Below are 18036 nucleotides of genomic sequence, written 5' to 3' on the forward strand. Positions count from 1 at the left end.
GCGCGGGCGATCCGGCCCTCCGGGCGCGTCGGCGCCCCGGACCGGGCCGGGCAAAGCATCGGCAGACATCGACGACGGCCCGGACGCCCCGCGCGGCGCCACGGGCTGCCCTCACGCAAAGGTTTCCCTCATGGAACTGCTCGTCTCATTCCTGACCGGCGACTTTCTCGGCAAGCCCGCCTGGCTCTGGCTGATCTTCCTCGCCCTCGTCGGCGCCCTTCTCGTCTTCGACCTCGGCGTGCTGCACAAGGAGGACAAGGAGCTCGGCGTCACCGAGAGCCTCGTCCTCTCGGCCTTCTACATCGCCATCGCGGTGGTCTTCGGCATCTGGATCTGGTGGTCCATGGGCCCGACCTCGGGCATCGAGTATTTCACCGGCTATGCGCTGGAAAAGGCGCTGTCGATCGACAACGTCTTCGTCATCTCCATCATCTTCGGCTATTTCGCCATTCCCGCGAAATACCAGTACCGCGCCCTGCTCTGGGGCATCCTGGCGGTCCTCGTGCTGCGCGGCATCATGATCGCGCTCGGCGCGGCGCTCGTGCAGCAGTACGAGTGGGTGCTCTACATCTTCGGTGCCTTCCTCATCGCCACCGGCATCAAGATGCTGCTGATGGGCGAGAGCGAGCAGGACGTGTCCGCCAACCCCGTCGTGCGCTTCCTGTCGAAGCGCATGCGCATGACCCCCGAGCTGCACGGCGCCAACTTCTTCGTCACCAAGCCGGATCCCGAGACCGGCAAGATGGCGCGCTACGCGACGCCGCTGTTCCTGGCCCTGGTGGTCATCAACATCGCCGACCTCGTCTTCGCCGTGGACTCGGTGCCGGCCATCTTCGCCATCACCACCGACACCTATATCGTCTTCACCGCCAACATCATGGCGATCCTCGGCCTCAGGGCGCTCTATTTCGCCCTCGCCGCCATGGTGCACCGCTTCGAGTACCTGAAATACGCCCTCGCCATCGTGCTCGTCTTCATCGGCGCCAAGATCTTCTGGAACCAGATCGTCGGCAAGCTCGACCCCGCGATCTCGCTGGGCGTGACGCTCTCGCTCATCGCCGGCGGCGTGGTCTTCTCCCTCTGGAAGACCCGCGGCCACGGGCCCTCGGCGCCGCACGGGGCGGTCCAGGGTCAGGCGCCGGCCGCCCCGCCGAAGTCGGCCGCCTCGTAAAGGGGTCGGATTTCGATCACGCTCGGTCCCGGCATCGGATTGGGGCAACGCTTCACCCAGGCGACGGCCTCGTCCATGTCGCGGACCGACCACAGCCAGAAGCCGGCGACGAGTTCGCCGGCCGGGGCGAAGGGCCCCTCCGTCACCGTGCGCTCCGGCCCGTCGAAGGCCACCCGCAGCCCTTCCGACGAGGGCTTGAGGCCGTCGCCCGCGACCAGCACGCCCGCCTCCTGAAGGTCGTCGTTGAAGCGGCCCATGGCCGCCATCATCTCCAGCGTCCACGGCGAGGGGGTAAAACCCCTCTCGCTGTCCTCGGTCGCCTTCACCAGCACCATCACGCGCATATCCGTCTCCTCTCTCGCCGGGCCCTCCCATCCTGCAACGCGGCGGACGCCAGAATGGCATCACGCGCCGTGGTTGAGCGCGCGGGAACCCAACACCCCGGCCGGATGTTGATGCTGCCGACGTCCCGTTTCAGCAGCCGTTCATGCCGGTAGCGGAATGGTGTATCCCCGCGCGGCGGCCGCGTTCCTGTCTGCCGCCATCTTGGAGACCTCCGTGATCCAGTCCGTGGATGCCCGCCCCTATCTCGACCAGACCCTCGGCACGTCCGGCCTGCGCAAGCCGACGGGCCACATGATGCAGCCCCATTACGTCGCACTCTTCATCCAGTCCGCCTTCGAGGAGCTGGGCGTCGCCGGCGCCACGCTGGTGGTGGGCGGCGACGGGCGGTTCTTCAACGATCAGGCCATCCAGACCATCCTGAAGATGGCGGTGGCGCACGAGGTCGGCCATGTCGTCGTCGGTCGCGGCGGCCTCCTGTCGACGCCGGCCGCATCGGCGCTGATCCGAGCTCGCAAGGCCAAGGCCGGCATCATCCTCTCGGCGAGCCACAATCCCGGCGGCCCGGAGGGCGATTCCGGCATCAAGATCAACGCCGCCCACGGCGGGCCGATTCCGCTGGCGGTGTCCGACGCCATCCACGCGCGCACGCGCACCTGCGCGCGCTACGCCATCGCCGACATCCCCGACATTCCCTTGGGGAAGGATGGCCGCCACCAGATCCGCGCCACCGTGGTCGAGGTGATCGACAGCGTCGCCGACTACGTCCGCCTGATGGAGGGCCTCTTCGACTTCGACCGCATCGCCGGGCTCTTCCGCTCCGGCTTCACCATGCGCTTCGACGCCATGAACGCGGTGACCGGCCCCTACGCCACCGAGCTCTTCCACCGCCGCCTCGGCCTGCCCGAGGCGCATCTGATGAACCGGGTGCCCATGCCCGATTTCGGCGGCCTGCATCCCGACCCGAACCCGCACCACGCCGCCGCCCTGGTCGACCTCGTCGCCGGGCGGTCGGAGGCCGATTTCGGCGCCGCCTCCGACGGCGACGGCGACCGCAACCTGATCATCGGCCGGGGCCTCGTCGTCTCGCCGAGCGACAGCCTCGCGGTGATCGCCGCCAATGCCCATCTGGTCCCCGGCTATCGCGACGGCCTCGCCGGCGTCGCCCGCTCCATGCCGACGAGCCGGGCGCTGGACCGCGTCGCCGCCGCCCTCGGCGTGAACTGCCACGTCACCCCGACGGGCTGGAAGTTCTTCGCCAACCTGCTCGAGGCCGGGCTCATCACCATCTGCGGCGAGGAGAGCGCCGGCACCGGCTCCAACCACGTGCGCGAGAAGGATGGCCTCTGGGCCGTCATGATGTGGCTGAACATCCTCGCGGAGCGACGCCTCTCCGTCGGCCAGGTCCTGCGCGACCACTGGCAGGCCTATGGCCGCGACTACTACCAGCGCCTCGACTTTGAGGAGGTCGACACCGCCGGCGCCGAGGACCTGATGGCGACCCTGCGCGGCAGGCTGCCGGCGCTGGCCGGCGAACTCGCCGGCCGCCTCACCGTCACCGATGCCAACGACTTCGCCTATACCGACCCGGTCGACGGGTCCTCGGCAACGAAACAGGGCGTGCAGATCGTCGCCGACGAGGCGCGCATCGTCTATCGCCTCTCGGGCACGGGCACCCGCGGCGCGACGCTGCGCGTCTATCTCGAGCGCTTCGCCCCGCGCGGCGCCGACCACGGTCTTCTCCCCGCCGAGGCGCTGGCCGAGGTGCAGGAGATCGCCACGCAGGTGGCCGACGTGACGCGCTTCACCGGCCGCACCAGCGCCTCCGTGATCAGCTGAGGGCGGCGCGCCGCCTCACCCCTGGCGGCGCAGGAAGCGCGTGATCGTCACCGCCCGCCATATCCCGGCCGCGTGGAAAGGGTCTGCGCGGTTGAAGGCCTCGACATGGGAGCGGTCCGGCGCCTCGACGAGGAACAGGCTGCCGATCATGGCTTCGCCGTCGTCGCTCATCAGCGGACCGGACATGACGATGCGCACGCCATGCGCCGAGGTGTCGGAGAGGAAGGCCTTGTGGGCGTCGTAGTGCGCGAGCCGCACCGGCAAGGCGCCGTCGCGGTCGAGCGCATGGATGGCGAAGAGCGTGGTCATCGGGTCCGGCCTGTCATGGCGCCCCGCCGATGGCGAAGCCGGCGAGAAAGCGGTCGATCGCCCGCTCGATCACCGGCATGACGTCGTCGGGCGTCGGAAGATGGTAGATGTGCCGGCGGATGCCGAGATAGACGATGCTGCCGTGGAGGTTCCACAGGTCCTCCATGTCCGGCTGAGCCGCACCCCGCGCCGCCGCGCGCACCTCGTCCATCAGCGGCGCCAGCAGCACGTCGCGCACGTGTTCCAGATAGCGGCGGTTGAGCGCCTCCCCGGCGAGGCCGGCCGCCATGAAGATGCGCATCCATTCGTAGGTGAAGATGGCGGCCGTGTACTCGGCGTAGAAGCTGAGCATGCGCTCGCGCAGCGGCCGGCAGCGGTCCGTCAGCACGGCCGGCCAGTGCGGCGCCATCCGGTCGAGATAGACGCGGGCGAAGACGGCCTCGAGCAGGTCCGCCTTGCTGCGGAAATACTGGTAGAGCAGCGCCTGGGTGATGCCGGCACGCTTGGCGAGGTCGCGCGTCGTGCCGGCGAGCCCCACCTCGGCGAAATAGCAGACGGCCGCATCGACAATCTGCTCACGCCGGGCCTCCGGCGCCAGCCGCCGGCGTCGCGCGGTCAGCTCCAGGTCGTCCGCCATCATGGATCCTCCCCGCTGCGGCGGTCCTGGAAAGGCACTTGACTCCCGGCCTCCGCGTCGTTGATCATTTGACCAATTAAAGAATACGAGCCGCTGCGCCGCAAGGCAACGACAGCCGGCCGAGGCGAGGAGACGTATCATGAAGTGGCCGGCGATGGGCTATGCCCGCGTCGAGAGCCTCGACGAGCTCTGGCGGGTGCTGGACGCCGCCGGGCCCGAGGCGCAGATCCTGGCGGGCGGGCAGAGCCTGCTCGCGACGCTGTCCTTCCGCCTGTCGGAACCCTCCGGCCTCGTCGACATCACCCGCATCGCGGCGCTGCGCGGCGTCTCGGTGGCCGGCTCCATCCTGCGCATCGGCGCGCTGACGCGGCACGCCGACCTCGGCCGTGACCCGCTCGTCGCCGCCCACGCCCCGATCCTCGCCGCCGCCGCCCCGCTCATCGCCCATCCCGCCATCCGCAACCGCGGCACGATCGGCGGCAGCCTGGCGCTGGCAGACCCCGCCGCCGAACTGCCGGCCTGCGTCGTGGCGCTGGACGCGACCATCGTCATCGCTTCCAAGGGCGGCGAGCGCCGGGTTCCCGCCACCGACTTCTTCCAGGGCCTGTTTTCCACCGACCTCCAGCCCGGCGAGATCATCGCCGCCGTCGAGGTTCCGATGGCGACGCCCGCCAGCCGCCAGACCATCGTCGAGGTGACGCGCCGGTCCGGCGACTACGCCATGGCGGGCCTCGCCGCCGTTCTGTCGATGCAGGCGAACGGACAGGTGGAGGCCGCCCGCCTCGTCTATTTCGGCGTCGGCTCGGGGGCCGAGATCGCCCGGGGCGCCTCCGCCGCCCTCGCCGGCCGCCGGCTGGACGGCACGTCCATCGCCGCCGCGAAGGCCGCCCTCGCGGACGACCTCGACCCGCCGGGCGACCTGCACGGCGGACCGGAACTGAAGCGCCACCTCGCCCGCGTGCTCACCGGCCGCGCGCTCTCGTCCTTCCTCGCGCCGGCGGAGCAGGCCGCATGAACCGCCGCATCGACATCGCCCTGACGGTCAACGGCGAACGCGTCGCCCGCAGCGTTGACACCCGCCTGCATCTCGTCGATTTCCTGCGCACGGAACTCGGCCTCACCGGCGCCCACACCGCCTGCGAGCACGGCGTCTGCGGCGCCTGCACCGTCCGCGTCGACGGCGAACCCGTTCGCGGCTGCCTGGTGCTCGCCGCGAGCCTCGACGGCGCTGTTGTCGAGACCATCGAGGGCCTCTCCGACAGCGGCGAAATCCGCGATCTGCAGGAGGCCTTCGTCGCCCGCAACGCCGCCCAGTGCGGCTACTGCACGCCGGGCATGCTGGTCACCGCCGCCGACATTCTCACGCAGGCCCCGAATGCCTCGCGCGAGGAGATTCGCGAGCACATCTCCGGCAACTACTGCCGCTGCACCGGCTACCAGGCCATCGTCGACGCGGTCGAGGACACCCTGAAGGCCCGCCGCACCCGCGAGGCCGTGCGATGAACGAGATCGTCACGCCGAAGTCCCTCGGTCTCTCCCGCGAGGACCTGCCGAACTCCTACATCGGCCGCGCCGTGCCGCGCCCCAACGCCCGCAAGCTGGTCGAGGGCCGCGCCACCTATACCGACGACGTGACCCTGCCGCGGCTCGTCCATGCCGCCTTCCTGCGCTCGCCGCACGCCCATGCGCGCATCGTCTCCATCGATACGAGCGCGGCGCTGAAGGTTCCGGGCGTCGTCCGCGTCTTCACCGCCGCCGACCTCGCCGCGGTCTGCGACCCCTGGGTGGCCGTGCTCGCCCACCTCAAGGGCATGAAGTCGGCGCCGCAGTATCCGCTGCCGCTCGAGCGTGCGACGTGGCAGGGCGAGGCCGTCGTCGCGGTCGTCGCCGAAACCCGCGCCGCGGCCGAGGACGGCGTGGCCGCCCTCGCCGTGGAGTTCGAGTCGCTGCCGGCCCAGGTCGACATGGAGACGGCGCTGGCGCCGGGCGCCGTCGTCATCCACCCGGAGCTCGGCGACAACCTAGTCTTCACCCGCACCGCCGAGACCGGCGACGTCGCGGCCGCCTTCGCGTCCGCCCACAAGGTCGTCGAGGCGACCTTTCACACCGGCCGCCACACCGGCGTGACGCTGGAGCCGCGCTCCATCATCGCCGACTACAACCGCGCCGACGGCACGCTCACCGTCCACCATTCGACGCAGGCGCCGCACATGATGCAGAACGTCTTCGCCACGCAGCTGCGCATGGCCGAGAGCGACGTGCGCGTCATCTGCAAGGACGTCGGCGGCTCCTACGGCATCAAGGTCCACGTCTATCCCGACGAGATGGCGGTCGCCTGCATGTCGAAGATCATGGGCCGGCCGGTGAAGTTCATCGCCGACCGCTTCGAGGCCTTCGGCAGCGACATCCACGCCCGCGACCACCGCATCACCGGCCGCCTCGCCGTCGATGCGGAGGGCCGCTTCCTCGCCTTCGACATCGACGATCTCACCGGCATCGGCCCCTATTCGGTCTATCCGCGCACCAGCGCCGTGGAGGGCAACCAGGTCGTCAATCTCTGTGGCGGCCCCTATGCCTTCGCCAACTACCGCTGCACCACCACCGTCGTGCTGCAGAACAAGGCGCCGACCTGCCAGTACCGCGCCGTCGGCCACCCCATCGCCACCACCGTGACGGAGGGTCTCGTCGACCTCGCGGCCGAGGCGCTCGGCATGGACAAGGTCGCCATCCGCCGGAAGAACCTGATCCCCGACGACGCCTATCCCTGCACCTCGCCGGCCGGCATGAAATTCGAGGGCCTGTCGCACCACGCCTCGCTCGACAAGCTCCTGGAGATGGTGCCGGTCGACAAGATCCGCGCCGACCAGGCCGAGCAGCGAAAGCGCGGCGTCTATCGCGGCCTCGGCTTTGCCAGCTTCATCGAGCTGACCAACCCCTCGCCCTTCATGTACGGCATCGGCGGCGCCAAGATCTCGGCCCAGGACGGCTGCACCGTGCGCATGGATCCCGACGGGTCGGTCGTCGCCATGTCCGGCGTCACCGAACAGGGCCAGGGCACGGAAGCCATCCTCGCCCAGATCGTCGCCCACGGCGTCGGCGTGCCGGTCTCGAAGGTCAAGGTCGTCACCGGCGACACCCGCACCGTCCCCTATGGCGGCGGCACCTGGGCCTGCCGGGGCGCCGGCATCGGCGGCGAGGCGGCGCTGCAGTCGGCCATCGCCCTGAAGGAGCAGATCCTCGAAGTGGCCGGCGCCATGCTGCAGGCTCAAGGCGCGAGCCTCGACATCGTCATGGGCGAGGTGGTGGACAAGGCGACCGGACAGGCACGCATGCCGCTCGCCGAGCTCGGCCGCATCGTCTACTACCGCGGCGACACGCTGCCCAAGGACCTCGCCCGGGAGCTCGTCCAGACGCGGCACTTCATCACCAAGGAATATCCCTTCGCCTTCACCAACGGCATCCAGGCGAGCTGGCTGGAGGTCGATGTCGAAACCGGCATGGTGAAGCTGCTGGAGCACTGGTGCGTCGAGGACTGCGGCCGGGTCATCAACCCCATGCTCGTCGACGAACAGGTGCGCGGCGGCATCGTCCAGGGCATCGGCGGCGCGCTCTACGAGCACTGCGTCTACAACGAGGACGGCCAGCTCCTCACCACCACCCTTGCCGACTATCTCGTGCCCATGGCTGCCGAAATGCCCGACATGCATGTCGGCCACGTCGAGACGCCGACGAAGGAGTCCCTCCTCGGCGCCAAGGGCGCGGGCGAGGCCGGCACAGCCGGCGCGCCTGCCGCCATCATGAACGCCATCAACGACGCCATCGCGCCCCTCGGCGCGAAGGTCCTCGCCCAGCCCTTCACTCCCGACCGGATCCTGAGGGCGCTCGGAACCATTGCATGAGCATGGGGAAGCGGTGCTAGCCTGCTCCCCGAAGTGAAAGGCCGGGCCAACCGGCCGCCAAGAACAACCCAGGAAACAGGGGATCCCCGTGATCCCCGCCCCCAAGGAAGGAACGACGATGACGACCACCAGGCGCACATTCATGGCCGGCGCCGCCGGCGCCGCCACCCTGCCCGTCTTCAACATCAAGGCCTCGGCGCAGCAGAGCCTCAACGTCACCATCGCGGCGAGCCACCCGGTGCAGAACTTCTGGGTCGCGATGATGAAGAACGTCTTCCAGCCCGAGGTCGAGAAGCATCTGCGCGACAACGGCAACCAGGTGCGCGTCAACTGGCGCGAGTCCTATGGCGGCACGCTCTACAAGTTCCAGGACACGATGGAGGCCGTGCGCGACAACATCACCGACATCGGCTACGTCGGCACGCTCTGGGAAGGCTCCACCATGCCGCTCCAGAACGTCAGCTATTTCACGCCCTTCACCACCGGCGACCACGGCCTCGTCGCCCGCACCTTCGACAAGCTCAACGAGACGGTTCCGGCCATCAAGCAGAACTGGAACGGCCTCAACATGGTGCCGCTCTCCTCGTTCATCACCGACACCTACCACATCTGGTCGACCTTCCCGGTCCGCACCCTCGACGACCTGAAGAACCGCAAGATCTCGGCGCCCGGCACCTCGGCCAACTGGCTCACCGGCACCGGCGCCACCCCGGTCGACGGGGCGCTCACCACCTACTACACCGACATCCAGACCGGCGTGTCGGAAGGCGCCCTGTCCTTCTTCGTCGGCATCCTGCCGACCCGCGTCTACGAGGTGGCGAAATACGTCTGCAAATGCGACGTCGGCGCCATGTATGTCGGCGGCATCGCCGCCAACAAGCAGCGCCACGACCGCTGGCCGGCCGCCTTCCAGAAGGCCGTGGCGGAGGCCGGCAAGATCACCACCCAGAAGCACATCGAGGACGTCTCCTCGCGCATCGACGCGGCCGAGAAGGAGATGGTCGCCAAGGGCTCGATCATCACCACCATGGCCGACGCCGAGCGCAAGCGCTGGATCTCGGGCCTGCCCAACATCGCCAAGACCTGGGCCGACACCTCCGGCCCGGCCGCCCGCGACGTGCTGAAGTCCTACTTCGCCGCCATTCGCGCCGCCGGCGGCACGCCGGGCCGCGATTGGGACCGCGAAGCCTCCGCCTGATCCGCTCATCCGGGCGCCGGAGGTCATCCGGCGCCCGTCATTTCAGTCCGCAGACATCCGGAGACCCCCATGGCCGACGACATCGACGTCGCGGCGCTCGAGCGCGAGGCGGCCCGCCAGCCCTTCGATCCCGTCCGGATGCTGCTCGACGCCCTCGCCGCCATCGGCACGGTCTGGACCTTCGGCCTGATGCTGCTCATCTGCGCCGACGTGATCGGCCGCTCCTTCCTCTCCATGCCGATCACCGGCGTGTCGGAGATCGCCGCCCATTCCATCGTCGGCATCGTCTTCCTGCAGATCGGCGCCACGATCTATTCCAGGCGCATGACCCGCGCCGACTTCCTCATCGACGGGGTCCTGCACCGCACCCCCGCCGTCGGGCGTGCCGTCGAGGCGCTGTTCCTGCTCATCGGCGCCGCTGTCATGGCCTTCGTCGCCTGGGCCGCCTGGCCGGGCATGTGGACGTCCCTCGCCTCCCGCGAATTCTTCGGCGTCCAGGGCCTCTTCACGGTGCCGACCTGGCCGTTCCGCGGGCTCATCATTCTCGGCGGGGTCGCGGGCGCCCTCGCCTACATCATGCTGTTCGTCGCCGAGATCGGCGCCCGGCGTAAACCGGCCGGGGGCTGATCCCATGGAAGACGTCACGCTCGGTTTCGTTCTCATCGGCGCCATGGTGGCGCTCATCGTCCTCGGCCTGCCCATCGGCCTCTCCCTCATCGGCACCGGCGCCATCGGCGTCTGGCTGATCCGCGACAACATCGACCTCGCCTTCCGCTTCACCGCGCTCGCCACCTATTCGGGCATCCAGGACTATCTCTTCGCCACCATCCCGCTCTTCGTGCTGATGGGGCTCCTGGTGTCGATCTCCGACGTCGGCAAGGACACCTTCGAGGTCGCTCAGGCGCTGCTCCGCCGTATCCGCGGCGGCCTCGGCATGGCGACGGTGGCGGCCAACGCGGTCTTCGCCGCGGTCACCGGCGTCTCCATCGCCTCGGCGGCCGTCTTCACCAAGGTGGCGGTGCCGGAAATGGTCCGCCACGGCTACACCATGCGCTTCGCCTCCGGCACGGTCGCCGGCTCCTCCATCCTCGGCATGCTGATCCCGCCGAGCCTCCTGATGATCGTCTACGGCGTCCTCTCCGAGGTCTCGATCGGCAAGATGTTCGTCGCCGGCGTCATTCCCGGCGTCATCATCGCCCTCGGCTTCACCGTCATGATCTGGGTCTACGCCACGGTCTGGCCGCACAAGATCTTCGTCGATGCCGGCACTTCCGACGTCGAAGACGTGCCACCCATGCCGGTCGGCGAGATGCTGGCGAAGTCGGTGCCCATCGCCTGCCTCGTCGTGCTCATCCTCGGCGGCCTCTACACCGGCTTCTTCACGCCGACCGAGGCGGGTGCGGTGGGTGCCGCCGGCGCGCTCGTCATCGCCCTCGTCCGCCGCCGTCTCGACTGGCCGAAGTTCTGGCGGGTGCTGAAGGAGGCGGGCATCGTCTCGGCCTCGATCCTCTTCCTGCTCATCGCCGCCAGCCTCTATTCGCGCATGCTCTCCATGGCCGGCGTGCCCAACGCCATCGGCGACTTCGTCCAGCATCTCGGCCTCGGCGCCTACGGCTTCCTCTTCGCCTTCGTCGTGGTCATCCTGCTCATGGGCATGATCCTGGATTCCACCTCGATCCTGCTGATCATGGTGCCCATCGGGGCGCCCATCGCCTCGGCCATGGGCTTCGACCTCATCCACTTCGGCATCGTCACCATCATCGCCGTGGAGATGGGGCTGTTGACCCCGCCCTTCGGCATCTCGGTCTTCACCGTCAAGGCGACGCTGGGCGATCCCAGCGTCGGGATCGAGACCATCTTCGCGGGTGCCATGCCCTACGTCACGGTAATGGGCATCGCGCTGTTCCTCATCGCGATCTTCCCGCCCCTCTCGACCATCCTCGTGCGCTGACGGTCCGCCATGCTGTCCTTCGACGAACACAATCTGACCGACGAGGTGGTGAACCGCTTCGCGGAGTGCCACGATCCCCGGCTGAAGCAGGTGATCCAGGCCCTCGTCCGCCACGCCCATGCCTTCGTGAAGGAGGTGGAACTGACCGAGGCGGAATGGATCGCCGCCATCGGCTTCCTCACCCGCACCGGCCACATGTGCGACGACAAGCGGCAGGAGTTCATCCTGCTCTCCGACGTGCTCGGCATCTCCATGCTGGTGGACGCCATCAACCACCGCATGCCGGACGGCGCCACCGAGACGACGGTGCTCGGCCCCTTCTATCTCGGCGAGCACCGCGTCACGCCCTACGGCGCCGACATCGCCGCGAACGAGCCGGGCGAGCGCCTCTTCGTCGAGGGCACGGTGTCCTCGCCCGGCGGCGCGCCCATCGCAGGCGCCGCGGTCGACATCTGGCATTCCGACGACGAGGGCTTCTACGACGCCCAGAAGGGCACCGAGGAGCCCTCTCTCCGCGCCCGTTTCATCACCGATGCCGAGGGGCGCTTCGGCTTCCGCACCATCGTGCCGTCGAGCTATCCGATCCCCCATGACGGTCCCGTCGGGCAGCTCCTGGAGGCGACGAAGCGCCACCCGATGCGTCCCGCACACATCCATTTCCGCATCGCCGCGCCGGGCCACGAGACGCTGGTGACGCATCTCTTCATGCCCGGCGATCCCTGGCTGGAGAGCGACGCGGTCTTCGGGGTCAAGGAGAGCCTGGTCGCGACCCTCGACGGCCGGGCCGGCGGCGCCTATCCGGACGGCTCCCCGGCCCCGGCGAGCTGGCAATTGCTCCGGCATGGCTTCGGCCTCAAACCCGTCGCCGCCTGAGGCGGTTCAGGCGCGGGAGCGCAGCGCCGCCTGGATGTTGCGACCGGTGCGCTCGACATGTTCGCGCAGCAGCTTCGCCGCGTCCTCGGCGCGCCGCTCGATCATCGCTTCGGCAATGGCGGCATGCTCGGCCGGCACGTCCCGGTCCGGCGCATGGTCCTTCAGGAAGATGCGGCGGTAGCGGTCCGACTGGTCGTGCAGCGTCTCGCAGAACTGCTGCAGCAGCGGCATGCGGCAGGCCGAGATCAGCTCGGCATGGAAGGCCCGGTGCCGCGCCTCCCACTCCTCCTGCTCCTCGACCGAACGCGCGCCGCGCTTGCAGCGACCGAGCTGGTGCAGCGCCGAGAGGATGCGCCCCTCCCAGGCGGCGTCGCCGTGAAGGATCGCCTCCCGCGCCGCCATGCCCTCGAGCTCCACCCGGAGGCGGATGACCTCGGTCAGGTTGTCGGCAGAGACGGGCGAGACCCGGTAGCCACGCTGGTCCTCGGCCTCCACCAGCCCCTCGCTCTCCAGCCGGCACAGCGCCTCGCGCAGCGGGCTGAGGCTGACGCCGTAGCGGGCGCGGATGCGGTCGAGGACGAGCTTGGAGCCCGGCTCGAAATCGCCGCGCATGATGGCGCCGCGCAACTGCCCCGCCAGCGTCGTCGTCAGGGTCGCCGCAGACGTCGGCGTCGCGTCGCGAAGGCTCATCGTGCCGGCCTCTCAGTCGTCGGTGGGCGCGAAGCCATAGAGCGCCGCGGGGTTGTCGACCAGCGCCAGCCTGCGGTGATCCGCGTCGAGAATCCAGAGCGGGATGAGATCGACGAGGTCGCCGTCGTTGGGCATGGGCACCGGGCAGATCGGATGGGGCCAGTTGCTGCCCCACAGGATGCGGTCCGGCCGATGCGCCACGACGCGGTGGATCAGCGGCAGCATGTCCCGGTGCGGATAGGGCTCGGCGGAGAGGCGATAGAGGCTGGCGAGCTTCACCCAGCAGCGGCTGGTGTCGAGAAGGCGCAGCACCGCGGCGAAGGGTTCTGACCCGACGCCCTCCGCAGCGGTGATTCGCGCCAGGTGGTCGAGCACGAAGGGGCTGCCGCAATCGACCAGCTCCCGCTCCACGTCGAGCAGTTCCTCCGCGCGGTGGAAATGCAGCACCAGGTGCCAGCCGAAGTCGCGCGTCTCGGCGGCGAGGCGCGGCAGGTGCTCGAAGGACGCGCCGCCGCTCACCACGGTCGACATGCGGCAGCCGCGCATGCCGCGCCGGTGCATGGCCTCGATCTCCGCCTGCGGCAGGCCCGAGGGAATGACGGCGACGCCGCGCATGCGCTCCGGCGCGCGGTCGAGGGCGGCGAGCGTCGCCCGGTTGTCGGTGCCGTGGGCGCCGCCGTGGACGATGACGACCCGGTCGATGCCGAGCACCTCATGCAGAGCGAAGAGATCCTCCACCGTGCAGTCCTCGGGCGTGTAGCTGCGCGCCGGACTGAAGGGGAACTGCGCCGCCGGGCCGAAGACGTGGACATGGGTGTCGCAGGCGCCCTGCGGCACGGCGAAGCGCGGCCGGCGCGGATTCCGGTCGGGTCCCGGGCAGGATTTCGGCGCCGACGCAGCGGCAGAAGGGGCGGCCATGCATCACCTCACGTCATTTACAGAGCGATAACCGCCCTGGGGGTCCGGCGCGTCGGCGCCATTGACCCGGCCGGCCCATGGTGTACCATAAAAATCGATGATCCAATAATAATCGATATTCTTATGAAGGAGATCTCGATGACCCGCTGGCTCGCTTCTCTCATGGCCGGGCTTTTCGCCCTCACCCTCGGCGCCCTGCCCGCCGCCGCTTTCCCCGACCGCGCCGTCCGTATCGTCGTGCCCTTCCCGGCCGGCGGCTCCAACGACGTGATCGCCCGCATCCTCGGCCAGCGCCTCTCCGAAATCTGGAAGCAGCCCGTCGTCATCGAGAACCGCGGCGGCGCCGGCGGCAATATCGGTGGCGAGGCCATCGCCCGTGCCGACGCCGACGGCTATTCGCTCCTGCTCGCCGCCCCCGGCCCGCTCGCCATCAACCCCTCCCTCTTCCAGCGCATGAATTACGATCCGCTGAAGGATTTCGCGCCGATTGCGCTCACCGCCTCGGTGCCGATCGTGCTCGCCGTCAATCCGCAGGTCCGCGCCACCACGGTCGCCGAGCTGATCGCGCTGGCCAAGGCCGAGCCGGGCAAGCTGCATTTCGGCTCCTCCGGCGCCGGCTCGACCAACCATCTGGCGGGCGAGCTCTTCAAGTCGCTGGCCGGCATCAACATCCAGCACGTGCCCTATCGCGGCGCCGCCCCGGCCATGAACGACCTCGTCGCCGGCCACATTCCCTTCATGTTCGACAACATGCCGGCGGTGCGCCCGCAGGTCGCCGGCGGCAAGATCCGGGCGATCGCGGTGGCCGGCGCCACCCGCTCCTCGCTCTATCCGGAACTGCCGACCATGGTCGAAGCCGGCGTCGCCGGTTTCGAGGCCTCCTCCTGGTTCGGCCTCGTCGCCCCCGCCGGCACGCCGCCCGCCGTCATGAAGGTGCTGGTCGAGACCACCGCCGCCGTCCTCAAGGAGCCGGCCATCATCGCCAAGTTCGCCGAACTCGGCGCCGAGCCGGGAACCGTCTTCGGCGATGATTTCGGCCGCTTCCTCAAGGCCGAGACCGAGAAGTGGTCGGCCATCGTCAAGGCCGCCGGTCTGACGCCGCAGTGACGGCGACGGCCTCCCCTCCCTTCAGCCGCGAGACATCCATGGCCAAGACCCGCGACGACCTTCCGACCCTCGCCGAGCTGGAGAAGCGCTACGAGGACATGATCGGCTTCACGCCGCCGCGCATCGCCAAGCGGCTGAAGCTCGGCATGGCCGTCGACCCCGGGGTCGTCGCCGCCATCGAGGACTGGCGCATCGCTGCCCTCACCCCCGATGCGCTGGACCAGAAGACGGTCCAGCTCATGGCCTTCGCCATCCTGCTGACCCAGACGTCGGAAGCCGCCACCAACCACGCCAAGGCGGCGATCAAGGCGGGCGCGACGCTGGATGAGCTCCACGCCGCCGCCGCCGTCGCCGCCCTGTTCCGCGGCGTCGCCGCCTTCAATCTCGCGGGCGAGGTCCTCACCGGCCTCTTCCCCGAGAAGGCCTGACGGCGCCCGCCCGACCACCTCGAGGACCGATCCCATGCTCTCCGACGACGATCGCCGCAAGGCGGCCGAAATCCTGCTCTCCGCCGAGGAGTGCCGCACCCCGGCCCTGCAGCTCACCAAGACCTTTCCGGACATCCAGATCGCGGATTCCTACGCCATCTCCTCGCTGGTCACCGAGACCAAGATCGCCCGCGGCGACCGCCTGATCGGCCACAAGATCGGCCTGACCTCCAAGGCCATGCAGGCCTCCTCGCAGATCGACGAGCCGGACTACGGCCACCTGCTCGAATCCATGCTGCTGAACGACGGCGCCAAGGTCCGTTTCGAGGACTATTGCGTGCCGCGCGTCGAGCCGGAGCTGACCTTCATCCTCAAGGAGCCGCTGAAGGGCCCCGGCATCGGCCTCGTCGACGTGCTGCGCGCCACCGAATGGGTGGTGCCCTCCATCGAGATCATCGACGCCCGCGTGCAGAACCCGCGCAAGATTCAGGACACCGTCGCCGACAACGGCGCCGCCGCCGGCATCGTCCTCGGCGGCCGCCCGGTGCGCCCCGACGCGGTGGACCTGCGCTGGGTCGGCGCCATCTTCTACCGCAACGCCGAGATCGAGGAGACCGGCCTCGCCGCCGGCGTCCTCGGCCACCCGGCCATGGCCATCGCCTGGCTCGCCAACAAGGTCGGCCGCTTCGGCACCGTGCTGGAGCCCGGCCACCTCATGCTGTCCGGCTCCTTCACCCGGCCGGTCTGGGCGGCGAAGGGCGACACGCTGCACGCCGATTTCGGCCCGCTCGGCAGCGTCTCCGTGCAGTTCGTCTGACCCGGGCCGACGGCTAGGGCAGGCTCAACCACCCCATCGCGTCCGCCCCCTGCCGCACCGGTGCGAGAGCCGGTGCCCCCGCCGGCACGGTGATTCTCTCGGGCTCCGCCAGCCTCAGGCGGACGCCGGCGCCGGAGGAGAGCCGGTGCAGGTAGAAGACGCTCGGCGCCATCTCGTCGGCAATCATCACCGGCGAGGGGGCCGAGACGATCCTGACGCTGCCGCACCGCCCGATCCAGTCGACGTGGCGGTGGCCGTGCATGACCACGAGCCGATCGCCCAGCGGCTCGAGCTGGCGGACGAACCAGCTCCCGTTGACCAGCGCCGTCCCCACCCGCTCGAAGAAGGCCCGCACCGGACGCGGATATTCGATGACGTGGTGGTGCAGCGCGACGATCCACGACGCCCGCGGATACTGGCGGACCGCCGCGGCCAGCGCCGCCTCCTGCTCGTGCGAGACGAGGCCCAGCGCGTTGGTGAAGGAGAAATGCGTCTCGGCGTTGGAGTTGAGCAGGATGACGCCGAGCCCCTCGTCGTCCTTCGGCGGCATGACCAGCGGAAAGAGGCTGTCCCAGAAGGTGGCGAACTGCACGGCGGTGCCGAGCTTCGCCGTCTCCGCCAGCGACCGGATCAAAGGCTGCTTGCGGGCCGCCGCGGCGGCGAGCGTGTGGCCGAGCACGCCGCGGTCGCGGTCGACGAGGCGCACCCGCTCGCCCTGGATCGTCACCATGGCGGAGAGGGTGCGCAGGCGCCTGAGCTGCTTGACCGGGCTGAAGGGCACGTCCAGCCGGGCGGGATTGGCGCGGTCGACGATGTTGAGGTCGTGGTTGCCGGGCAGCAGCAGCATGCGCTCGGCGAGCTCGGGATAGCGCCAGACGCGGTCGAGAAACTCCGCCCATTCCGCCGAGCGGCCGGCATCGGTGACGTCGCCGGTCACCATCACGAGGTCGATCGGCTCCTCGGCATGCATCGCCGCCAGCCGCTGGAGAATGCGCTCCAGCCGGCCGTTGCCGCGCGGTCCCCTCCGCCCGCTCTCGATGCGGAAGCCGTAGCGCTCGCCGACCACGTGCAGGTCGGAGAGATGGACCACCCGCCAGGACGGCCCGCCCGGCGCCGGCAGGTCGAAGGCCCCGAGGTCCTCCGGCGTCGCCATGGTGGCGTCGGCATAGCCCCAGCTCAGCGAGGCGATCGCCATGTAGAGGGCGACGATGACGACGGCATTGGCGAGCGCCGGCCGGATGAGGCGGTTCGGCCGGGCGAAGTCGATGAAATCCGCCGTCCAGCGGGTCGAGGGCCAGACGAGGACGATGACCCCGACGGCGAGGACGGCGAGCAGCGCCGCGGCGCCGACCGCCGAGAGCGCGCGCAGGCGGGCGCGGCGCTCCGGTTCGCCCGCGCGCGCGGAGAAGCGCTCGACCACATGGCGCAACGCCTCGCGGCTGGTGGCATAGCCCGGCTGGATGGCGAGGGCGTTGAGCGACCAGAAGCTGCGTTCGGCCGAGCGGTACAGCGGCCGCCAGCCGAAGAAGCCGACGACCGCCACCAGCAGGAGCAGCAGCACCGAGCCGAACCCCGCCAGCGCCGTGATTCGTCCCGACAGCGTGTCCACCCAGCCGGTGACCACCAGCGGTGCGGCGCCGAGCAGCAGCCCCGGCACCAGCATGAGGCTGGTCCATGCGAAGATGAGCTTGGGCAGGCTGATCTCGGTGAAGAGCCAGCCGGCAAGCTTGATCAGGGACCGGGTGGCCGGGCTCGAAGCGTCGTCTTCGGCATCACCGCGGCGGGGATCGACGGGCGGCTCCATGGCGACAGTGTCGGCCATCGCAGGCCGCGGCGCAAACCGGCGAAATGAAGCAG

18 protein-coding genes are annotated in these 18036 nt (G+C 69.6%); 12 read left to right on the plus strand and 6 right to left on the minus strand.

Annotated features, from left to right (window positions below):
* The first annotated feature begins 130 nt into the window (after positions 1 to 130).
* The gene (locus C6569_RS13270) at positions 131 to 1171 is read left to right on the plus strand and encodes a TerC family protein (RefSeq protein WP_106749304.1); all 1041 of its coding nucleotides are present in this window, start codon (positions 131 to 133) and stop codon (positions 1169 to 1171) included.
* On the opposite strand, the gene C6569_RS13275 is transcribed toward C6569_RS13270, so the two are convergent.
* Positions 1132 to 1515: a YciI family protein gene (locus C6569_RS13275; RefSeq protein ID WP_106749305.1), complete on the minus strand. Its 384-nt coding sequence runs from the start codon at positions 1513 to 1515 to the stop codon at positions 1132 to 1134. The two genes, C6569_RS13270 and C6569_RS13275, sit on opposite strands and share 40 nt — an antisense overlap.
* 214 nt (positions 1516 to 1729) lie before the next feature.
* Here C6569_RS13275 and C6569_RS13280 point away from each other — a divergent pair, with 214 nt between their 5' ends.
* Positions 1730 to 3352 (plus strand): alpha-D-glucose phosphate-specific phosphoglucomutase, encoded by a 1623-nt coding sequence (locus C6569_RS13280; RefSeq protein WP_215905751.1) that lies wholly within the window; start codon positions 1730 to 1732, stop codon positions 3350 to 3352.
* Positions 3353 to 3367: 15 nt separating this feature from the next.
* Here C6569_RS13280 and C6569_RS13285 read toward each other — a convergent pair whose 3' ends face one another.
* Both C6569_RS13285 and C6569_RS13290 read right to left on the minus strand, forming a co-directional pair.
* Complete coding sequence (locus C6569_RS13285; RefSeq protein WP_106749307.1) at positions 3368 to 3661, minus strand: YciI family protein; 294 nt, start codon at positions 3659 to 3661, stop codon at positions 3368 to 3370.
* Positions 3662 to 3674: 13 nt separating this feature from the next.
* Complete coding sequence (locus tag C6569_RS13290) at positions 3675 to 4301, minus strand: TetR/AcrR family transcriptional regulator (RefSeq protein WP_215905752.1); 627 nt, start codon at positions 4299 to 4301, stop codon at positions 3675 to 3677.
* A 136-nt stretch (positions 4302 to 4437) separates the two neighbouring features.
* On the opposite strand from C6569_RS13290, the gene C6569_RS13295 reads away from it, so the two are divergent.
* The 7 genes from C6569_RS13295 to C6569_RS13325 all read left to right on the plus strand — a co-directional run bounded on the left by C6569_RS13295 (position 4438) and on the right by C6569_RS13325 (position 12219).
* Positions 4438 to 5313, plus strand: coding sequence for an FAD binding domain-containing protein (locus tag C6569_RS13295; RefSeq protein WP_106749309.1), 876 nt, complete (start codon positions 4438 to 4440; stop codon positions 5311 to 5313).
* Positions 5310 to 5801 carry a (2Fe-2S)-binding protein gene (locus C6569_RS13300; RefSeq protein WP_106749310.1) on the plus strand — a complete coding sequence of 164 codons (492 nt, stop codon included), beginning with the start codon at positions 5310 to 5312 and terminating at the stop codon, positions 5799 to 5801. Before C6569_RS13295 ends, C6569_RS13300 begins: the two co-directional genes overlap by 4 nt.
* On the plus strand, positions 5798 to 8197 hold the full coding sequence (locus C6569_RS13305) for a xanthine dehydrogenase family protein molybdopterin-binding subunit (RefSeq protein WP_106749311.1): 2400 nt from the start codon (positions 5798 to 5800) through the stop codon (positions 8195 to 8197). The genes C6569_RS13300 and C6569_RS13305 overlap by 4 nt, the downstream gene beginning before the upstream one ends.
* A gap of 118 nt (positions 8198 to 8315) precedes the next feature.
* Positions 8316 to 9395, plus strand: coding sequence for a C4-dicarboxylate TRAP transporter substrate-binding protein (locus C6569_RS13310; RefSeq protein WP_106749312.1), 1080 nt, complete (start codon positions 8316 to 8318; stop codon positions 9393 to 9395).
* 69 nt (positions 9396 to 9464) lie between these two features.
* Positions 9465 to 10022 carry a TRAP transporter small permease subunit gene (locus C6569_RS13315; protein ID WP_106749313.1) on the plus strand — a complete coding sequence of 186 codons (558 nt, stop codon included), beginning with the start codon at positions 9465 to 9467 and terminating at the stop codon, positions 10020 to 10022.
* A 4-nt stretch (positions 10023 to 10026) separates the two neighbouring features.
* Positions 10027 to 11346: a TRAP transporter large permease gene (locus tag C6569_RS13320; protein WP_106749314.1), complete on the plus strand. Its 1320-nt coding sequence runs from the start codon at positions 10027 to 10029 to the stop codon at positions 11344 to 11346.
* A gap of 9 nt (positions 11347 to 11355) precedes the next feature.
* Positions 11356 to 12219: an intradiol ring-cleavage dioxygenase gene (locus C6569_RS13325; RefSeq protein ID WP_106749315.1), complete on the plus strand. Its 864-nt coding sequence runs from the start codon at positions 11356 to 11358 to the stop codon at positions 12217 to 12219.
* Between the two features lie 6 nt (positions 12220 to 12225).
* Here C6569_RS13325 and C6569_RS13330 read toward each other — a convergent pair whose 3' ends face one another.
* Positions 12226 to 12909, minus strand: coding sequence for a GntR family transcriptional regulator (locus C6569_RS13330; protein ID WP_106749316.1), 684 nt, complete (start codon positions 12907 to 12909; stop codon positions 12226 to 12228).
* A gap of 12 nt (positions 12910 to 12921) precedes the next feature.
* A complete protein-coding gene (locus C6569_RS13335) occupies positions 12922 to 13827 on the minus strand; it encodes an amidohydrolase family protein (protein ID WP_106749317.1) in 906 nt (301 codons plus the stop codon).
* 138 nt (positions 13828 to 13965) lie between these two features.
* Here C6569_RS13335 and C6569_RS13340 point away from each other — a divergent pair, with 138 nt between their 5' ends.
* From C6569_RS13340 to C6569_RS13350, 3 genes are read left to right on the plus strand one after another with little or no spacing between them, the layout of a single operon-like run.
* Entirely contained in the window at positions 13966 to 14934 is a 969-nt protein-coding gene (locus C6569_RS13340) for a Bug family tripartite tricarboxylate transporter substrate binding protein (RefSeq protein WP_245898095.1), read from the plus strand.
* 38 nt (positions 14935 to 14972) lie between these two features.
* The gene (locus C6569_RS13345; RefSeq protein WP_106749319.1) at positions 14973 to 15362 is read left to right on the plus strand and encodes a carboxymuconolactone decarboxylase family protein; all 390 of its coding nucleotides are present in this window, start codon (positions 14973 to 14975) and stop codon (positions 15360 to 15362) included.
* 34 nt (positions 15363 to 15396) lie between these two features.
* Positions 15397 to 16179: an FAA hydrolase family protein gene (locus tag C6569_RS13350; RefSeq protein ID WP_106749320.1), complete on the plus strand. Its 783-nt coding sequence runs from the start codon at positions 15397 to 15399 to the stop codon at positions 16177 to 16179.
* Between the two features lie 13 nt (positions 16180 to 16192).
* On the opposite strand, the gene C6569_RS13355 is transcribed toward C6569_RS13350, so the two are convergent.
* A complete protein-coding gene (locus tag C6569_RS13355; protein ID WP_245898096.1) occupies positions 16193 to 18001 on the minus strand; it encodes a metallophosphoesterase family protein in 1809 nt (602 codons plus the stop codon).
* Between the last annotated feature and the right edge of the window lie 35 nt (positions 18002 to 18036).

Origin of the sequence: Phreatobacter cathodiphilus (assembly GCF_003008515.1) — a bacterium.
Classification (GTDB): domain Bacteria; phylum Pseudomonadota; class Alphaproteobacteria; order Rhizobiales; family Phreatobacteraceae; genus Phreatobacter; species Phreatobacter cathodiphilus.